This window comes from Edaphobacter modestus (assembly GCF_004217555.1).
In the GTDB taxonomy this organism is placed as follows: Bacteria; Acidobacteriota; Terriglobia; order Terriglobales; family Acidobacteriaceae; genus Edaphobacter; species Edaphobacter modestus.
Window position 1 is genome coordinate 1843007 of record NZ_SHKW01000001.1, and the last position, 18192, is coordinate 1861198.

Genomic DNA, 18192 nt, shown 5'->3' on the forward strand with positions numbered 1-18192 from the left:
TTTATGCTCTGGTTTGAGGGCCTCATGTCATGCCTACGTGCTTACTCGAAGGATGAGCTATTCCAGATGTCAAAGCGGTTACGAGTGAAGGACTATCACTGGCAAGCGGGAACGAAGAGGAATGGCTTTGTACCGATAACTTATTTGATTGGCTATCCAAAGAGAACTGAGTAACGTTTCCGTAGTTGCCGAAAACCCCGGCGGTCTCAACCGGTCGATGCAACACTGGCTTGAAGTTTACTCGCCGGGGTTTCAAAGCCCAAGGTCTTTCGGGGGCGTTGATTTAGGCGCAGAGCTACCTTGTTGAGATCGGCTTGAGAGTAACCGGATAAGTCGGTTTTCTTAGGGAAGTATTGTCTCAGTAGGCCGTTGGTATTTTCATTGGTGCCGCGCTGCCAGGGGCTCTGCGGATCACAGAAGTAGACTTTCACATTCGTGTCCACCGTGAAGCTCTTGTGTTTTGCCATCTCGTGCCCCCGGTCCCAGGTCAACGAGCGCCGCAGGGACGCGGGCAGTTTACGCACGTGCTTGCTCAGCGCGGCGACGACCGTCGCTGTATCTTTGCTGGGCACTTTGACCAGCATGGTAAAACGCGAATGTCGTTCCACCAGGGTTGCGACATGACTATTGCTGCTGCCGCTAAGCAGGTCCCGCCCTCCCAATGACCGGGAATAGCGCGGTCTTCAACCTCCGCAGGCCTTTCCCTAATAGAGATGGCATCGACGATCTGACCTCGAGACTGTCCCGCAGCGCGCGAGTGCCGTGAGCGACGTATCAGCCGCTTGGACCTGAGGTGCTGAATCAGCTCTTTTTTCAGCACTCCCCGGGCCTGGATGAATAAGCTGCGGTAGATGGTTTCGTGGGACACGCGCATGCTCTCGTTGCTGGGATAGTGGACCTTCAGCCATTTCGAAACCTGTTCCGGCGACCAGTCCTGGATCAGTTTACTGGCCACGATCGTCCGCAGCTTCTCGTCGATGGCAAGAAGGCACACCTTGGGTCGCAGAGCCGACTCCCAGGCCTGATGATCTGCTTCATTGGCTCGATAGAGTGGACCCCCGCCATGACGCGCCACCTCCCGGCTCACTGTCGACACAGCCCGTTGCAACCCGTTGGCTATCTCACGAATCGACAAACCGGAAGCAATTCCTCGTGAGATGTCTTCCCGCTCGGCCAGCGTCAGCGTTCGCAGCGAGCGTCGACGAGCATCAGGAACTATCCCGCCGCGCTGCGTCAACAAGAACCGAATGGAACCATCGCCTTTACCGAAGGCGCGGCCAATCTCATGCAACGACTCGCCAGACTTCCAACGGCGCCACATGTCGATCCGCTGCTCGGTGGAAAGCCTGTCCCGTTTTCCTTGTGCCATAAACACCACCTTTAGAATATGAATTCATATCAGATCGTGTTGCATCGACCGGTTGAGACCGCCCCGTTTTTCGTGCACTACAGAGGACAATGAATTACTTCCGTATTGCCGACAAACCGGAAAAGTGACGAGATCGGCGTTTCCGGTTAGGGTAGCTTCTGGAGAAATGCATTCACCTCTGGGATGACGTCTGCTTCATTCGAGTTGAAGACATAGTGGTCGGCGTCTTCCAGGCGGACGACGTGAGCCGATGGTATGCCTGCTGCAAAAGCATCCGCCACAGCTGCTGTTTTAGCAGTAGGGTTGTCCTTGAATGCTGCGCCGAAATTGTGAGGGCATGCGAAAAACGCAAGAATAGGCACGTGTATCTCGGTGTATTTTTTTTCACCAAACGCAACTGCCATTGAGAGAGGTGGAGGTGGCGGGGGAGAAGGCATAGCTGCCATCTGTTGCGTGGTTTTTTGCAGATCTTTTTCAAGCTGCGAAACGCTAGTTAGCATGTCCTGGGTAAACCGTTTTAGATCCTGTATCTCACCTGATTGCATCTCATTGATTTTCTTCTTAACGTCAAGCATGTCGAGAACCATATCTCCGTGGCGACGGTCGTAGTAAGCGAATGGGCCGGCGGCATCAAGGTAAATTAATGCAGCCACTTTCTCAGGAAGCGGCTGCCGCCGGAACTCAATTCTTCGCCAGCGATAGAGTGCCCGTATGCGCATGAAAAGCCAACCCTTGACAGAAGTGACCTTCTCATAGAAACCACGTTTCTCATGCTTCCGGTCGCCTAACGAAATAACGCTTGTTTCGGAACCCAATAGGAGCTCCTCGAAGAAACCACGAAATGAGAAGAACTAGATCTAGTCGTCACGCTTATAGCGTGAAAACCAACCGTATTAGGCTCGGGGTGGAAGCTGAGCAGGACGGAATTGCTAAATCCCTCTCGCAATAATGACAGGCTTCCGATCAGATCGTCCTTGTTCTCAATGCGCACATGTTCCCCGCCGGACAGCTTAGCAAGCTGAGTGGCTGTCTCCTGACAAATTCGCTTTAAGATATCCACCGAGGGCATACTTGCAGATGTAACGCCACCGGGGGCTTGGCCTTCATGCGCAGAACACGTATTTAGGGATTCGGAAGCTGCCGGACTTTCAGTTGGAAAGGTGACGCTGTAGACGGCAACGTTGTTCTCCCCAAGGCGTTGAATGATCGCTGCCGGAGGCGTTGAACTTCCTGAGTCCTGGGCCTGGCTGAGTATGAGGATCACGCGTCCCAACGTGGGAGGCTGTTGTTGGAGGAGATCTATCCCACTATTAACGGCATCGATGATCGCAGCGCCTGGATCTCCACTATCGAGATGTTCGAACGCATATTCTAGCCCGTCTGTTCGAGGCGGAAAGTTCCATATTTGCCGCGGCTGGCTATCAAATGTAATCAGAGCAACCTTGCGGGTTGCTCTGTTGGCGGTGACCTCAAGCATACTGCCGAAGGTGCGATAGTTTTGAAAGCCGCGTGGCGCACCGGCCCCGGTTTGTATGATTACCACGATGGCCAGATGTTGCTTCGTTACTTCGTCCGCGAAGAGTTTTTGTTCTACCCCATTGTCTGTGAGCACAAAATCATCTGGTCGAAGACCACGAATGATCTTACCTGCCTTAGATCGGACGACTACGGGCGCGATTACCAAATTGGTTGTTGTTCGAATCGTAGGTATCGTTGCACCCTTCTCGAAGCCTGACTGGCCTCGAGCGGTACATAAAGCGAGACTCATTCCAAAGAAAAGTACAACTCCTCTCACGTCTGACCCTCACCGTCAGGAGTCTAAACAAGCGTGCGCCAGAAGGAAAGTAAGCAGTTCGCACGACCGATCGCAGCTAGACGGGGGCGAGTAGCAGATCGCTCCCGGAAAGTCGGGTTTCCAGCAAGTTCGAGGGGTGCGGACCCAGAATGCGAAGTTGCCGAAATCCCCGTTTTCACTTGTCCGAGAAGGCGACTATTCGGCCATGTGGCTCGCGTTCCATTGTCGGAGAGCGCATTGGCGATTTGGCACCAATCGAGAATCGATCCTGGCGACATGCACGTCTGTTTAGTATCTACTGCCAAGACACGTCCCATTCTCGATTAAAATTTATCGAGCGTCGCGCTGCTTACTTCGTCTATAGGGTAAACGCCACTTCTGATCCTTTCAGGTAAACATGGACACTATTGAGTTGCAGATTCATCGAGTTCGCAGGGCAATTAGAGACGTTTCCGATCCCGATGGCCTGGTCTTCCGGATCGTTTCGGGCCCTATCAATATGAACGTGGGGCGCGCATAGCCAATGCTCCGATCAAAGTCTGCTCATATAGGAATCATGCTCCTGGCAACTTGTACTCTCCGGGCTTCTGAGCCAGCAAAGAGTACAACAGCGGATGCGCATCAGGACCGCGTGACAAACTGTCTCCCGCCTCCGGTGCTGGTTCAGGGCGAAGTCCCGGAGTGCAAATCGCTGGCCGCCCGCATGGCCGAGCTCAAGATTCCGGGCGTCAGCGTGGCCGTGGTCCACAACGGTTCGATCGCGTGGGCGAGAGGGTTCGGTGTTGCCGGACCAGATGGGAAACCGGTCATCGAAAACACACTGTTTCAGGCTGGATCGATGAGCAAGCCACTCGCCGCAATGGCCGCACTCCGTTTCGTGCAAACCAGCAAGCTCTCGCTGGATGCGGATATCAACCGAGCGCTTACGTCCTGGCACGTCCCGCCCAGTTCCGCAGCGCCCGATGCCACCGTGACACTCCGTGAACTGCTGTCGCATACTGCAGGCATCACCGTGCATGGATTTCGCGGATATACAGCCGGGTCACCTGTCCCTACCCTGGTGCAGGTGCTGGATGGCACGGAACCGGCCAACACCCCTCCGATTCGGATCGCTAAAGCGCCGGGAACCGAATGGAACTATTCCGGCGGCGGTTTCACGGTGATGCAACAGGCGTTAGTGGACACGGCACACGAGTCCTTTCCGAAACTGATGGCAGATACCGTCCTGGGTCCGATCGGCATGACGCACAGCACCTATGAGCAGCCGTTGCCCTCATCGTTGATGGCCGATGCAGCTACTGCTTACACAGAAGATGGCCTGCCCGTGCCTGGAGGGGCACTCATCTATCCCGAGATGGCCGCTGCCGGGTTGTGGACCACGCCGTCCGATCTAGCGAAATACATCCTCGAAGTTCAGGGATCCCTCGCGGGAAAGGCGAACCACGTTCTCGACTCTGCCATGACAACCGCGATGCTGACGCCCGGCAAGAATCACTGGGGCCTCGGTATAGAACTTGGTGGCAACGACGCGAACCCATACTTCACTCACGGGGGCGTGAACAAAGGATTCCAGAGCTTGCTCGTTGCTTACGAGAAGAGCGGTGACGGGGCAATCGTGATGACCAATGCAGTTGGCGGAGCAGAAATCGCGAATGAGCTGATGCGAAGTATAGCCGTTGAGTACAAATGGCCAGACTTACAGCCCGTCACCCGCACCCTGGCGAAGGTGGACCGAAGCATGTTGGAACGGTACGTGGGAACCTATATGGCTACTCCCACCTTTAGCGTTGTCTACACGCTCGAAGGGGACCAGCTTTTCGCACAGGCTACAGGTCAGAAAAAGTTCCCCATCTTTCCAGAATCAGAGTCCAGATTCTTTATGAAGGTGGTCGATGCCGAGATCGAATTTCATACCGACGATAAAGGCAGCGTAGACTACCTGTTCCTGCATCAGGGTGGTCGTGATTACAAGGAAATGAAGAAATGAGCCGGAGGCCTGCTATGACATACTCAACTCTCATACGCCGAGTGGTTTGCTGCTCGCTCTTGGTGGCCGTGAGTCCCTTCGCATTCGGCCTGCCTGAACCTGGAGATGCAGCGCCCGATTTCCAACTTCAGTCGCAAACCGGCTCCAAAGTTTCGCTCAAGGACTATAAAGGGGAATGGATCATTCTGTTCTTCTTTGGAGACCATTCGAGCGACGAGATCGGCTTGGCGGCGCGCAATTTGCAACGGGACCTTGCAAAGTACAACGCGTTCAACGCCTCGGTCATCGGTATAGGCCGCACAACGCCCGAAAGCAACAGGGTCTGGGCGGAGAAAAACGAACTTACGTTTACTTTGCTTGCTGACCCGGATCAAGCGATTGCAAAAGCTTACGGAGTTCCAGCAGAGGTCGCAAGCAGCTCCGGCAATCAGGGAATCTACGAGGTCATCGTGGCCCCGGGTGGCAAAGTGCAATTACCTCGGATTGCCGTCAACAATATCGATGGTGAGAGCACTTCTCTCTTGGCCTGCCTGCAGTACTTTAAGGAGCATCCCGGACACACGGACGGCCCGTAAGCGATTCATCAGATGCAGCCTCATTACGAGCGCTCAAAATCAGCTGCCCCAAGTCGACCGGTCTATACCAATCGGCTCCCCTCACTGTTCAGTTGTCGCCAACAGGCAAATGCGCTCATCGACCTATTCAGATCGATCTGTGTTTTGGGCAAATGGCCGTAAAACCGGCTTGTCGGAAAGGTGAAACCGAACTGCCAGAAAAGTCCGGTTTCCGGCAAGTTCGACGGGGGCCACCACAGACTGCCGGGGAGGTCTTTCCGGCAATCGACCTGCGCTCCCCTGCGCGTCATCGGAATAGGTGTGGACAGGTTGGTCTGCCAACTGACACCGGCAAGTGCTCCATGCAACAACGCGGTGCAACAACTGGATGGTAATCAGGGACAAAACAGGACCACGCCAGATAATCTAGACCGGTCCTAAATTCGTACATCACGATACGTGCAAATTGTTCATATATCGTTAGTTACAGGTGCATCACGCACAAAGGAAACAGGTTGAAAGCCGAAGCCCCCCAACCTGTCAATTTCAGAGATTCACACAACCATTTGCTGTCTCGGGCTCCAAAGGGCCGTAACAGAAGATTGAGTTTGTACTCTCTGCCAGTCCCGAAACAATCCTAATGATGGATCTGACCCACCGCGTCCTTCACGCAATAGCTGATCGTCTTCTAGTGAACATCCAGTCCGATGCAATTCATCTCGTCTCTGAGGAGCCTCCGAGGTAGTTCTCTGAATCAGGCTCATCGCTGAGATCAGCCTTTGCAACACCTCGTGCTCCTCACTGAATTACATTCAAACAAACTAGAAGTCACTCCGGCCATCCAGGTTGCTGTTGTGCGGATCGACGGTTGGAAGGGGCGAACTCCGCCTCGCGACGATGGCATACAACAAGCGCATCACGAACGTGCTCGGCGCAAACAAACTGACGGAAGCGCTACATCAATCCTGATAAAGCGCAGCGACGGAACGCAGAATTCCAAATCCTGATAGCTCTCAGCGAGAGCAAATGCGTTCTTCTACCATCTCCTGAACTGAGTTTTTGTAATGACCTCGTGATAGAGTAGTGCGCACCTATGCGGAATATGGTAGCTGGATTGCTGGCGGGAGTGATGGTGGGCGCGCCAGTGGTGGCGCGGGCGGCGGATTGTGCTGGATTAACGAACCTGAAGCTGCCACAGGGCGAGATCACGATGGTCGCGGTGACGGAGGCGGGTCGGTTTGTGAGTCCGTATGGACAGCCGCTGCACGGCGAGGTACCGGAGTTCTGCAGGGTGGCGGGTGTGCTGCGGCCGACCGCGGATTCCAACATCAAGTTTGAAGTCTGGATGCCAGCTTCCGGCTGGAATGGACGGTTGCTCGGTGTAGGGAACGGCGGCTTTGCCGGGTCAATTGGCTATGAGCAGATGGGTGGAGCACTGAAGCAGGGATATGCGACAGCGGGCACGGATACGGGCCATGAGGGGCAGGCGGAGGATGCGAGCTGGGCGTATAAGCATCCGGAAAAGATCGCTGATTTTGGCTGGAGAGGGCTGCACCTGACGGCAGTGGCGGCAAAGGCGGTGATTGCCGCGTACTACGGCGATGGAGCGAAGAAGAGCTACTTTGACTCGTGCAGCGATGGCGGGCGCGAGGCGCTGATGGAGGCGCAGCGGTTTCCGGGGGATTATGACGGGATACTGGCGGGTGCTCCGGCGAATAACTGGACCAGGATGCTGAGCAGCGGTCTGGATATTACGAAGGCGGTTGTCGATCCGGAGGCGTATGTGAGCTCGATGAAGCTGCCTGCGATTACCAAGACGGTGCTGGAGCAGTGCGATGCGCAGGATGGGGTGAAAGACGGGGTGCTGAACGATCCGCGGGCGTGCCACTTCGATCCGGCGGTGCTGCTGTGCAAGGGTGGAGATTCGCGGGAGTGCCTGACGGAGAAGCAGATCAGCTCCGTACGGAAGCTGTATGCGGGCGGCGTGGATGCAAAGGGGCATTCGCTCTTTCCGGGATATATGCCGGGGGACGAGTGGACAAGCTGGGCGACGTGGGTGTTGGGGTCTTCGGCGGGGAGCGGGAGCGGTGTGTTGTATATGCAGAACTACTTCCGCTATATGGTCTTTGACGACCCGAAGTGGAACCCGTTGACGGCGGATGTGGATGCGGCGCTGCAGACGGCGGAGGCAAAGACGGGGAAAGATGTGAACGCGGTGAATCCGGACCTGGGGGCGTTTGCGGCGCGGGGCGGGAAGCTGGTGATATATCACGGGTGGGACGATCCGGCGATCTCTCCACTGAATTCGATTGCGTACTACGAGAGTGTGCAGAAGACGATGGGCGGGGAGAAGATGGCGAGCTTTGCGCGGCTGTATATGGTGCCGGGGATGGAGCACTGCATTGGCGGGCCGGGGGCGAATCTGTTTGGGCAGTTGGGCGCTCCGAGCGCGAAGGGGCCCGGGACGGGCGCGCTGGCGGATTTGCAGGAATGGGTGGAGACGGGGAAGCCTATAGGCGAGATGATTGCCGTGAAGCTGGGGACTGACAATAAGCCAGTGATGACGCGGCCGCTGTGCCCGTATCCGCAGGTGGCGAAGTACAAGGGCGGCGGGGATGTGAAGGATGCGACGAGCTTTGCTTGTGGGGCGGAGTAAGCGTTCGCGCTGTGAGCACAATGGAACACACAGGAGACGCTGACTCCTCGCTGACGTCGATTGCTCTGCTGGACCGAGTTCTGGCAGCATACCCTCACAGGCGAGAACTTTTCGGTACATAGCGCTCCTCATCTACAAGTGTACGAATTGATAGCTTGCACCACGTCACTTACTCTAGACGCATCGGGACGGCCCGATACGCCGCATGATGGTTATCACCGTTCAATTCTTCCTAGAAGTCCTAGTGCTGTATCTGGAGCGCCCATTTTCTGGCTCCTGTTGCATTAACGGGGGTGTCGTAGTCTGGAGTGGTTCGCCGAGGAGCCTTGTTCATGTTCAAGCGCCGTCGTTTCCCTGTGGATATCATCCTGGTGTGCGTTCGCTGGTACTGCAAGTATGGGATAAGCTACCGGGATCTAGCGGAGATGATGCAGGAACGCGGCGTAGACGTGGATCCGACCACGATCATGCACTGGGTTCATCGCTACGCGCCTGAGCTTGAGAAGCGGGTCCGCTGGTACCAGGGGTACCGTGCGACCTCGTGGCGAGTGGACGAGACGTATGTGAAGGTCGGTGGCCACTGGAAGTACCTGTTCCGGGCCGTCGACAAGCATGGCCGGTTGATCGATTTCATGTTGATGGATCGGCGAAATACCCGTGCGGCCCATCGTTTCCTGGGAAAAGCGCTGACGACAATGCGCCACTGGCCGCCATCCTCCATCACCACGGACCAACTCGGCTCTTTTTCAAAAGCCATTAGCCGGCTGCAACGAGAAGGCAAGCTATCAAGCAATCCCAAGCATCGCACGTGCAAGTATCTGAACAACATCATTGAAGCCGACCACGGCGCACTGAAGCGAATCATTCGCCCCACGCGAGGCTTTCAGACAATGAAGACGGCCGCCGCTACGATGAAGGGGTTCGAGGTGATGCGGATGATCCGCCGAGGACATTGCCTCACGTGTAAGCCGCATGTCAAAGACGAGGTGCGCTTCGTAAACAAGCTGTTCGACATCTTCGTTATCGCTGTCTGATGTAAACCGCGCAACGGACGAACTGCGACCAACAGAGTTAATGCAACAGAGCCGTCCACGCTGTCATAGAGGCCACATTTGACCCAGACGTTCGAGTCGGCGGTGTCGAGAAGGAGAAGACACTGCCGTCCGGGTCAGTCCGCTTTTGCTTTGGGTTTAATGTTGACCATTGCGATGCCGACAGGGTGTCACCGGGTTTGTGGCCGGTCTGGAAAAACTTCGGGAGGCCGTAGGGCTGAGTTAGGGCACAAATGGGATCTGACAAATGCAGAGTCGCGGTCTGCATCGGGCAGACTGCTTTCCGGATATAGAATAGAGCCCTCTCGAGAGATATGGAAAATCAACGATCCGTCCGGGGGGAGTGCATCGAACGACGATGCGGAGATGATTCGCGGCGAACAGGCGTGTCCAGACTGTCAGTGATCCTGATCTCCCTGAGTCTGTCGATGACTTCTGTCGCACAGAAGGCCCCGGCATCTCCAGATCGACCGTGGTCTCCACCGTCCGGCGCTCCCGTGAACACGCGCGGAGCCGGAACCAATGCTCCGGTTCTCGATCCATCGGAGGTCTATACTTTACCGGAGCTTATCAATCTGGCGGAGGAAAACAACCCCGAGACGCGAGTGGCCTGGCAGAATGCAAGAGCGCGTGCTGCGGAGGTCGGCATCGCGGAAGCTGAGCTCTATCCGGCCCTCGCGGCGACAGCAATCGCTCAGAGCGCTCGCAACAATGTCTTCTTCGCCCCGAATTTTTATCGTCAGACCACGGAGACTTTTTCGCCGACACTCTCTCTCGATTACGTGGTCTTCGACTTTGGAAGACGGACGCAGCGAATCGCTATCAGTAAGAGCAAGCTGCTCGCGGCAAACTTTCTCTTCAACGATACGCATCGCAAGGTTATCTTCCAGGTGATGCAGGCCTACTATCGCTTTCTCAACAGCAAGGGGCAGGAAGAGGCCGCAGAGGCGACTCTGAAAAATGCACAGACCGTACAGGATGCCGCGGAAGCGCGCCTGCAAACGGGATTGGCGACGCTGCCTGACGTTCTGGAGGCTCGGAGCGCCGTCGCACAGGCCGATTACGATCTGCAGGCGGCGTTTGGCGCTACCGAGATCGCGCACGGAGATCTGGCGACTTCGATGGGCATCTCGCCGACCGCGCCGTTTCAGGTGGAGAGCATTCAGAATTTAACGATTCCGGAGGATCTTACGGAAACGGTGGAGAGTTCCATCGACAAGGCGCTGGCGCAGCGGCCTGATTTGATGCAACGTGTACAGAGTCTGCGAGGGGCAGAGTCCGTGGTCAAGCTGGCGAAGAGAGATTACCTTCCTTCGCTGAGGGTCGGTGGAGCAGCGGGACTGGCAAAGACCTATGGACAACAGAATCAGATGCCGGGCATCTATTCTCCGAATCAGGAGTTGTGGAACGCGAGGCTTAGCCTTACGTGGAATCTCTTCGACGGCTTTGCGCGCGAGAACCGACTGGCTCGTGCGAAGGCAGACCAAAATCAGGCTGCCGCGGAGTTGAAGGCGCTTCAGGATCGGGTAGAGAACCAGGTGTGGGCTGCTTACTCGACAGCGCACACCGCGCTGCGACAACAAAGGGCGGCCGCGGCTCTGCTGGCTGCATCGACGGAGTCTTACAATGCTGCGCTTCAGTCGTACTCCTATGGGGTGCGGAACCAGATCGATGTGGTTTCGGCCCAGCGATCGCTGGCGGTTGCACGGACTGCCGATGTCAACGCCCGCACGCAGTTGCTGATGGGTGTGGCTGCCCTGGCTTTTGAGACAGGAAATTTACTCTATGCGAAGGGGCCGTAGCATGTTGAAGCGATCCCTGGCCGTACGCCGCTTTCAGCGGCACATCATCTCCAGCGCCGGCGCTGCGTTGCTGCTGCTGTCTGCGCTGGGATGCTCTCGTGCTCCCACGTTCAATCTTCTTGGATCCTATTTTCCTTCGTGGATGCTATGCGGTGTGATCGGCATTCTTCTTACGGTCGCCGCACGGCAGATCTTTTTGAGGATTGGCTTTGAGCAGTATCTTTCGCCGCTGATTCTCGTCTATCCGTGTCTGACCGCATTTTTCATGTTTACCCTGTGGCTTCTATTTTTCAGTTGACCGCAAAGGAGAAGAGAGCATGTCCGCAAGCGAACCGACTGCGACAGCGTCCCGCAAACGACTGGGGAGAATCGTCAGTGCCGCGATTATTGCATGCGCACTGATCACCGGTCTGCTTGTTATCAATCAGACCAACAGGTTTCCCCGTACGGACGATGCCGAGGTCTTCGCTAACTTCATCGGTATCGCTCCTCAGGTAGATGGTCCCATCGTGCAACTGCCGGTTCAGGACAATATTTTTATTAAGCAGGGAGGGCTGCTGTTCGAGATCGACCCTCGCCCGTATGAGTATGCTCTCGAAAGGGCGAAGTCTGACATGAATACGCTGGAGGGCCAGATCGTCGATCAGCGTAGAACCATCGCCTCCCAGGTGAGTGCCGTGGATGCTGCACATGCCGGAGTCGGGAGCGCCGCCGCGAATGTCAATCGCGCAGCGGCCGCGGTTAACGAGGCGAAGGCGAACGTCGCCAACGCGAGAGCAGCTCTGGACCGAGCCAATGCTGAACTGCTTTATCAAAGCAACAATTTTCATCGCATCGAGCCGCTGCTCGCCAAACAGTTTGTGACCGTCGATCAGATCGATCAGGCCAGAACCGCGGTTACGGCGCGCGAACAGGCGGTGCAACAGCAACGGTCTCAGCTCGCACTTGCCGAAGCACAGGTGCAGTCGGCCCAGGCGGCGTACGAACAGGCGACGGCTGCGATGCAACAAAGCCATGCGCAACTGGGTCAGTCGCAACACAGCGTGTTGACGATCGATCCTCTCACGGCACAGAGAGAAGGGCGCGCGTCCGCCATCCGAACCGCCGAATACAACCTCAATAACTCCAAGGTCTATGCCCCCTTCGACGCGAGGGTGACCAATCTGACGATCTCGCAGGGAGCATATGCGCATACGGGACAGCAGGTCTTCACTCTAATCGATACGCGGACCTGGTGGGTTATTGCAAACTTCCGCGAGACCCAGCTTCGACACATTCATCCGGGAATGCACGCCGATGTTTATGTGCTTTCGCGGCCTTCGATACGATACGACGGCATCGTCGACAGCATCGGGTATGGTGTTCAGCCGGACACCACACTGGTTGGCTCCTTTGCGTCTGGATTACCGAACGTTCAGCGTTCGCTGAATTGGGTTCATCTGGCAACCCGCTTTCCGGTGCGTGTGCGAATCAACGCCGGGGAATCAGAGCCCTTTCGCCTAAGTGAGTCTGCCGTGGTTGTTATGCGTGGAGATGAAAGGGAGCGTTAGATGGCGACGCAAACCAACGCGGTGCCGGGGGTTCCCAAGATTACGGCGCTGGGTCAGTCGTTCTGGCAGCTGATCCGGAAGGAGCTTACTCCGTATCCAGGCCGCGCCTGGGTGGCTGGCCGGGTGACCATTGCATCCACCATCGTGATGCTTCTCGTGATGACGTTCCGGCTTCCTGGAGGATTTCTCGGCGCAATCTTCACTATCTTTCTAACACGCGAAAATCCGATGGCGACCTTCCGTGCAGGGTTCAGAGCCGTAGCCGCATTTCTTATCGCCACGGGCTACACCATTGTCACGGCCGCAATGCTGATCGACGATCCGGTGACCCACTTTCTGTGGATTGTAGTGAGTCTGTTTATCGCTTTTTATCTGATTCGGATTCTCGAGGACTATGGCACCGCGGTCGCGTTCGGCTTCATGATCGCCGGGGCGATTCCTGTGTGGGATCAACATGCGCTCAACGTAAATGAGCGTCTGGAAAGCACCTTGTGGATTACGTTCAGCGTCGCGGTCGGCGTGGCTGTAACGATCGTTGTCGAGTATGTCTTCCGCAGCGTTCATCCAATTACCGATCTGACGGAGGGAATTGATGCACGGCTTGAGATCGTGGAGAGTATTCTGCGTGCGACGGCGGAGGGCGAGCCGGTCGATCCCAAGACGCAAGAACGCCTTCAGCTTTACAGCTCGGTGGGAGCATCGAGACTGAGACGACTGATTCTTCGCTCGGAATACAGTGCGCAGTTCAAGGCACAAGCCTCGGCGGCAGCCTCTCTGGTTGGACGCCTGACCGACATTGCGGAGAGCTTCAAACAGTCGTTGATTGAGCGTCGAAGTCGGATCGATCCTACGGACGCCGAACGTTGCAGGCGGCTGGCAGACCAGATCGCGGAGCTGCGCAAGGCGCTCTGGTTGCGAAAGCTTCCTGAAGACATCAAGATGCCATCGCACACCGAATTATCTTCTCTGAACTTTCTTTCGGAGATGGAGAGGACGGTTGCTTTTATTCCCAAGGCGTTCATGGCAACAGAAAGTGTGAAGAGCTACATCCCAACGCCACTCGATGAGATTCCTCATGAACGAATCTTCGTCGCTGATGCTCTTAGCAATTCGGGCCATCTTCAGTTCGCCTTGCGCGGAACGCTTGCAGCGATGGCCTGCTATGTTGTCTACACCGCGATTGACTGGCGGGGTCTTAGCACCTCGCTTGCCACCTGTATTATTACCGCGCTTTCAACCATTGGATCTTCCCGGCAAAAGCAGATTCTTCGACTTGGAGGCGCGATTCTTGGAGGCGTGTTCTTCGGAATGGGAGCGCAGATCTTTCTTCTTCCGTATTTTGACTCGATTGCGGGATTCACGATTCTTTTTGCCGTGGTTACGGCGATCTCGGCCTGGATTTCAACCGCTTCGGCTCGCCTCTCCTACCTGGGGGTGCAAATGGCGCTCGCCTACTACCTGATTCACTTGCAGGAGTTCACGATCCAAACCTCCCTTGCGATTGCGCGAGATCGTGTCTTCGGAGTTCTGCTTGGCCTCTTCTCCATGTGGCTGCTCTTCGATCGTCTCTGGGTCAGGAACGCGCTCGATGAGATGCGAGACGCTTTCACGCAAATTCTGGAGATGTCGGCGGAGTTTGCGGAGCAACTGGTGCGACGAGACGTAACGAAGGCAATTCTGCGGGTTCGGCAACTCCGCGATCGCATTAATGCAAGCTTCATCACGGTGACGACGCAGGCGGATGCGATTGTCTTCGAGTTCGGTCCCGATCGCGAGAGAAAGTTAAGGATCCGGGATCATTTCCGCCGCTGGCAGCCGTCCATACGGACGCTTCTGCAGCTGCAGATCACACTCTCTCAATATAGGGTAAAGCAAACTCTGCTTGAAGTTCCCGAGGAGATCGCTCGAACAGGAACAGTCTTCGAGCAGAGTATCGCCGCGATGATGCGAGCGATGTCGAGTTACATTTCAGAGAAGGTTCCGAGTCCCGTTCCCGATCTTCAGAGCTCGGCCACGGAGTTTGAGCAGGCGATTCGGACCTACCATCAAAGCCATGGCATTCCGCTTTCGTCCGAGGCTTCCGACATCATTGTGCTTGTCGAAAACATCGTCTCGGTTCTAGTGCCGCTTTACGATGACATTCGCTCTGTTTTCTCTACGAATGAGGAGAGAGTTCTTTTGTCTTCGCGTGTCAATATATCCAACGCCTAGTCAATATATCCAACGCCTAGTCAGCAGGACCGAAGCGAAATCTTGATATGATCGCCACGTGCGGAGATCAATTTTGGCGCTCACGGTAGCGGCCTTCGCCACGGTTTCTGCGCGTGCGTTGATGGTGGATATGCCTTTAACGTCAGAGATCTGCTTCGTGAAAAAGGGAATCAAGCCCCAGCGCAGTGCCGCCAACTCGCGCTCGTTGGTGTCGCGGCTGTTGCGGATGATCGGCTGAGTTGAGGTTGGCGCGACGTTGTAGTCCCACGGCGGCAGGCTGATACCGGTGGTGTCGTTCTTGGCTTGAAACGCCTCAGCGATCTTTTGCTTGTCACTTTTGCGATAGTAGCGACCGCAGATAGTGCACCTCCTAAGCCTTCTTTGCTGTTGCTCTTCGAACATTGGCCAGCGTCAGCCGTTCAGGCGGATACTTGCCTGCCTCCTTCATCTGACGCAGCTCGTAGCCGTTCCAGGGCCACCCCTCGCCTCGTTTGATGAGCGCGGCGAGCTTGGGGTCGGTCAGCCACACCACTGCCGAGCTACACCCCCAGCGCCGGATTGCGCTGTGGTGTTCCTCGAGCTCTTCAGGGGTGATATCGCACCACTCGAGGATCTTCAACACCTCATCGTGGCTGTCATGCAGAAGCCATGGGCCGATACGTGTTTTGCCGTCCGGCGAGATGAAGTGGACGCTCCATCCACTTTGCATAACATTGACCAGGACTCTGTGCATTCCACGGTCAGACTAAAACAGGTGGCTGTGGAAGGGGGAGTGCGGCGGCGCTCGCAGAGAAGAGCGCCGCCGCACGGGGTGTCCTGGCGCGACAGCGACACTCCACGACCAGCGAAGAAGGACGACGATGCCTTCACCCGCATCGTCCGCGAACGTCTGCCGGCCTCGCCGTCGACTCTCAGCGAAAAGCTGGAAGCCCTGAACGCCATCAACCGCGCCTACTGGCAGCGCCGAAAGGAAGGCAAGGCATGACCGTGCTGGAAGCAGCACGCCAATAACTCGAAGAAGCCAAGGCCCGGGTCGCCGAACTTGAGGCCGAAGTCGCAGCCGAGGAGCGCGACCAGGACATCGCCCGTTTACCGGTTGCGCGACCTTATGACGCCCGGCAATTAACCTAGACGACTGTCTAGGCACTTTTTCTGGGGGTAAAGCGCTGGTCGGAAAACCGACCAGCCCCCTTGGTGACAGCAATGTTATGTCGGGTCTACCCCTTTGCTATTTAAACAGCTCGCTAAGGGTTTCTAGCGGCTTCGGTCTGTTTGCTGGGGTTTTCATTTGTGACCAAGCCCCCCTTTTCCTATGACCATACCATCCTTTCCTATGACCATCGGGTCTCCTTCCGTCGATTTGCCGGGGTTTTCGTTTCCGTTCTGCGGCCCTCCCAGCCAGTCAGAAGAGTCTTTCTTCGCGTATCCACCATATTTGTGGACATCTTCACCTACGGAATCGGTTTTGTTCTGGGCGGCAGGATTCTTAGTATTTTCGGACATGACGGATCTCCACTCTTGCGTCAGTATTTTGGATTTAGCAACGATGCAGGGGGAGGAAGGCGAATCGACGGCAAGGATATCGGGTGCAGGGTTCCCGGAATTCGCGGGGTTTCGGAACCAGCATTCCATCCATTACCCCGTGGCGTCAAGCCGGAGCGGTTCCGGTTCGGACACTAACCGGCTGACATCAGCCGCTTGTCAGGACTCAAAGGTTCCTTAGCTTTTCTGACAGACGTTGCGGCGGGTACTTGCCGGCCTCCTTCATCAGGCGCAGCTCGTAGCCGTTCCACGGCCAGCCGCGGCCTCGCTCGATCAGCGCCGCCAGTTTTGCGGCGGTCAACATGACCACCGCAGAGGAGAAGCCCCAGCGCCGAATCGCGCTGTGATGCTCGGCCAGCTCTTCGTCAGTGATGCCGCACCAGTCGAGGATCTTCAGGACCTCGTCGTGGGTGTCGTGCAGCAGCCAAGGCCCGATGCGGGTCTTGCCGTCCGGCGCGATGAAGTGAACCGCCCAATCACTGCTGCTGACGTTGACCAGAACCCGGTGCATGGCTCCCTTTCTGGAACTTTCAAGCCCCGAATTTGGGACTAATCAACAATCGGAATCGGAGTAGCTTCGACCAATTGGGTCACAAAATCTTGCTGGCCGAGGTGATGAGCGATCGTGTAACCGGCAGATCCGAGAGAAAAGCCCGCTTGTGCGGCGATCACTGCATTTGCACGTTCGCGCTCTTCACCTTCGTTATACTGAGCGACCAAGGCGCGGCTTCCACCATGAGTAAGACAGTGCAGCACTCCTTCATGTTCTCCATGCACTAGTGGATCTGACTTGCTGCTGCTGAGGACACTATTCAGCTCTCCGAGAATTGGTACATTGCGTCCCTTTAGAATGCCGCTGATTTCCTTTTCACTTGCCTTCTCTGCGAGCCAGGTGGTGCGAAGTGCAGCTTCGAGGAGCGGCCGAGCCAACGCATTCGCGCTCGCGCACTTGTTATGCCGAAGAAGCAAGTGAATAGAGCTATGGTGCTCCAGCGCTAACTCAAACGACGCCACCGCCAACGCGATACGGTCATTTGGTTCCCAAGACCCAGGCAGAGGGATTGCCGCGCAGATTTCCCCTATGCGCAGACTGAAGGTTTTAGCTTTATTCCACTCAGCCATCCAACCATTGCCGCCTTTATTCCACTGAGACAGCCAATTAGTGCCGCCGTTAAACATGCAACGAGTCTACTGCGCTGCGTTCGCCCGGCTGGGTCGGGTAGTCCCCGCTGTAGTAGCCGTCCGGCTTATCCGGCGTCCAGACCCCCAGGGCCGCATCCGGCCGCCCTGGGTTGTGGTCTCGGCCGCAAACGATGTCTCTCAAGCCGCGATTCTCGGCCATCAGCTGGGCGTTCAGGTCGTAGTACCTCCGCATCTGGCTCTGTTGCATTAACTCAAAATTGGCTTCTCGGCATACAAGCTGTAGCGGGCAAGCGCTACCTTCACCCCCTACAGCTTGTGGCTCGAAAAGTTAATGCAACAGAGCCGTCGAAGCGACTTGGCAATTGGGAGCCGCGTCCTGAGGAATAGTCTGCGCCGGAAGCAAGGTTCCGGTCATCATCAGCGCAATCATGCAAAGGTATTTCATACTTGGTCTCCTGTTCTAAGGCAGAAACACCTCTCGCACTGTGTGGAGGCCGAATTTCTTCGCCCTCCCGCACAGTGACAAATCGA

General features: G+C 56.2%; 17 protein-coding genes and 1 pseudogene. 9 read left to right on the plus strand and 9 right to left on the minus strand.

The window, feature by feature from the left end; genetic code table 11:
* Window positions 1-206 precede the first annotated feature (206 nt).
* From BDD14_RS07655 to BDD14_RS07665, 3 genes and pseudogenes are all read right to left on the minus strand, one after another.
* A pseudogene (locus tag BDD14_RS07655) lies at window positions 207-1369 on the minus strand (IS30 family transposase).
* 146 nt (window positions 1370-1515) lie between these two features.
* Window positions 1516-2184: a hypothetical protein gene (locus BDD14_RS07660; protein ID WP_130418280.1), complete on the minus strand. Its 669-nt coding sequence runs from the start codon at window positions 2182-2184 to the stop codon at window positions 1516-1518.
* Window positions 2154-3137 carry a VWA domain-containing protein gene (locus BDD14_RS07665; RefSeq protein ID WP_242618235.1) on the minus strand — a complete coding sequence of 328 codons (984 nt, stop codon included), beginning with the start codon at window positions 3135-3137 and terminating at the stop codon, window positions 2154-2156. Before BDD14_RS07665 ends, BDD14_RS07660 begins: the two co-directional genes overlap by 31 nt.
* A 658-nt stretch (window positions 3138-3795) precedes the next feature.
* Between BDD14_RS07665 and BDD14_RS07670 the strand changes: the two genes are divergently transcribed.
* The 8 genes from BDD14_RS07670 (at window position 3796) to BDD14_RS07705 (ending at window position 14976) form a co-directional block, all read left to right on the plus strand.
* Window positions 3796-5151 carry a serine hydrolase gene (locus BDD14_RS07670; protein ID WP_165419970.1) on the plus strand — a complete coding sequence of 452 codons (1356 nt, stop codon included), beginning with the start codon at window positions 3796-3798 and terminating at the stop codon, window positions 5149-5151.
* 14 nt (window positions 5152-5165) lie between these two features.
* Window positions 5166-5726, plus strand: a complete 561-nt coding sequence (locus tag BDD14_RS07675; protein WP_165419971.1) for a peroxiredoxin family protein — start codon at window positions 5166-5168, stop codon at window positions 5724-5726.
* Window positions 5727-6798: 1072 nt separating this feature from the next.
* A complete protein-coding gene (locus BDD14_RS07680) occupies window positions 6799-8361 on the plus strand; it encodes a tannase/feruloyl esterase family alpha/beta hydrolase (protein WP_242617811.1) in 1563 nt (520 codons plus the stop codon).
* A 332-nt stretch (window positions 8362-8693) separates the two neighbouring features.
* Complete coding sequence (locus BDD14_RS07685; protein ID WP_130418284.1) at window positions 8694-9395, plus strand: IS6 family transposase; 702 nt, start codon at window positions 8694-8696, stop codon at window positions 9393-9395.
* Between the two features lie 404 nt (window positions 9396-9799).
* Window positions 9800-11215, plus strand: a complete 1416-nt coding sequence (locus BDD14_RS07690) for a TolC family protein (protein WP_242617812.1) — start codon at window positions 9800-9802, stop codon at window positions 11213-11215.
* Between the two features lies 1 nt (window position 11216).
* On the plus strand, window positions 11217-11513 hold the full coding sequence (locus BDD14_RS07695) for a YtcA family lipoprotein (RefSeq protein ID WP_130418286.1): 297 nt from the start codon (window positions 11217-11219) through the stop codon (window positions 11511-11513).
* 19 nt (window positions 11514-11532) lie between these two features.
* Window positions 11533-12765, plus strand: coding sequence for an efflux RND transporter periplasmic adaptor subunit (locus tag BDD14_RS07700; RefSeq protein ID WP_130418287.1), 1233 nt, complete (start codon window positions 11533-11535; stop codon window positions 12763-12765).
* On the plus strand, window positions 12766-14976 hold the full coding sequence (locus BDD14_RS07705) for an FUSC family protein (protein WP_130418288.1): 2211 nt from the start codon (window positions 12766-12768) through the stop codon (window positions 14974-14976).
* Here the strand turns inward: BDD14_RS07705 and BDD14_RS07710 are convergent, their stop codons facing one another.
* Both BDD14_RS07710 and BDD14_RS07715 read right to left on the minus strand, forming a co-directional pair.
* Window positions 14977-15378 carry an SOS response-associated peptidase family protein gene (locus BDD14_RS07710; protein WP_130418289.1) on the minus strand — a complete coding sequence of 134 codons (402 nt, stop codon included), beginning with the start codon at window positions 15376-15378 and terminating at the stop codon, window positions 14977-14979.
* Window positions 15347-15685, minus strand: a complete 339-nt coding sequence (locus BDD14_RS07715; RefSeq protein WP_130418290.1) for a hypothetical protein — start codon at window positions 15683-15685, stop codon at window positions 15347-15349. Before BDD14_RS07715 ends, BDD14_RS07710 begins: the two co-directional genes overlap by 32 nt.
* A 102-nt stretch (window positions 15686-15787) precedes the next feature.
* Between BDD14_RS07715 and BDD14_RS07720 the strand changes: the two genes are divergently transcribed.
* Window positions 15788-15961, plus strand: coding sequence for a hypothetical protein (locus tag BDD14_RS07720; RefSeq protein WP_165419972.1), 174 nt, complete (start codon window positions 15788-15790; stop codon window positions 15959-15961).
* Between the two features lie 299 nt (window positions 15962-16260).
* Here the strand turns inward: BDD14_RS07720 and BDD14_RS07725 are convergent, their stop codons facing one another.
* The 4 genes from BDD14_RS07725 to BDD14_RS07740 form a co-directional block, all read right to left on the minus strand.
* Window positions 16261-16479 carry a hypothetical protein gene (locus BDD14_RS07725; RefSeq protein ID WP_130418292.1) on the minus strand — a complete coding sequence of 73 codons (219 nt, stop codon included), beginning with the start codon at window positions 16477-16479 and terminating at the stop codon, window positions 16261-16263.
* Between the two features lie 205 nt (window positions 16480-16684).
* Complete coding sequence (locus BDD14_RS07730) at window positions 16685-17029, minus strand: hypothetical protein (RefSeq protein ID WP_130418293.1); 345 nt, start codon at window positions 17027-17029, stop codon at window positions 16685-16687.
* A 38-nt stretch (window positions 17030-17067) separates the two neighbouring features.
* Complete coding sequence (locus BDD14_RS07735; protein ID WP_130418294.1) at window positions 17068-17697, minus strand: DUF6988 family protein; 630 nt, start codon at window positions 17695-17697, stop codon at window positions 17068-17070.
* A complete protein-coding gene (locus tag BDD14_RS07740) occupies window positions 17690-17908 on the minus strand; it encodes a hypothetical protein (RefSeq protein ID WP_130418295.1) in 219 nt (72 codons plus the stop codon). Before BDD14_RS07740 ends, BDD14_RS07735 begins: the two co-directional genes overlap by 8 nt.
* Window positions 17909-18192 lie beyond the last annotated feature (284 nt).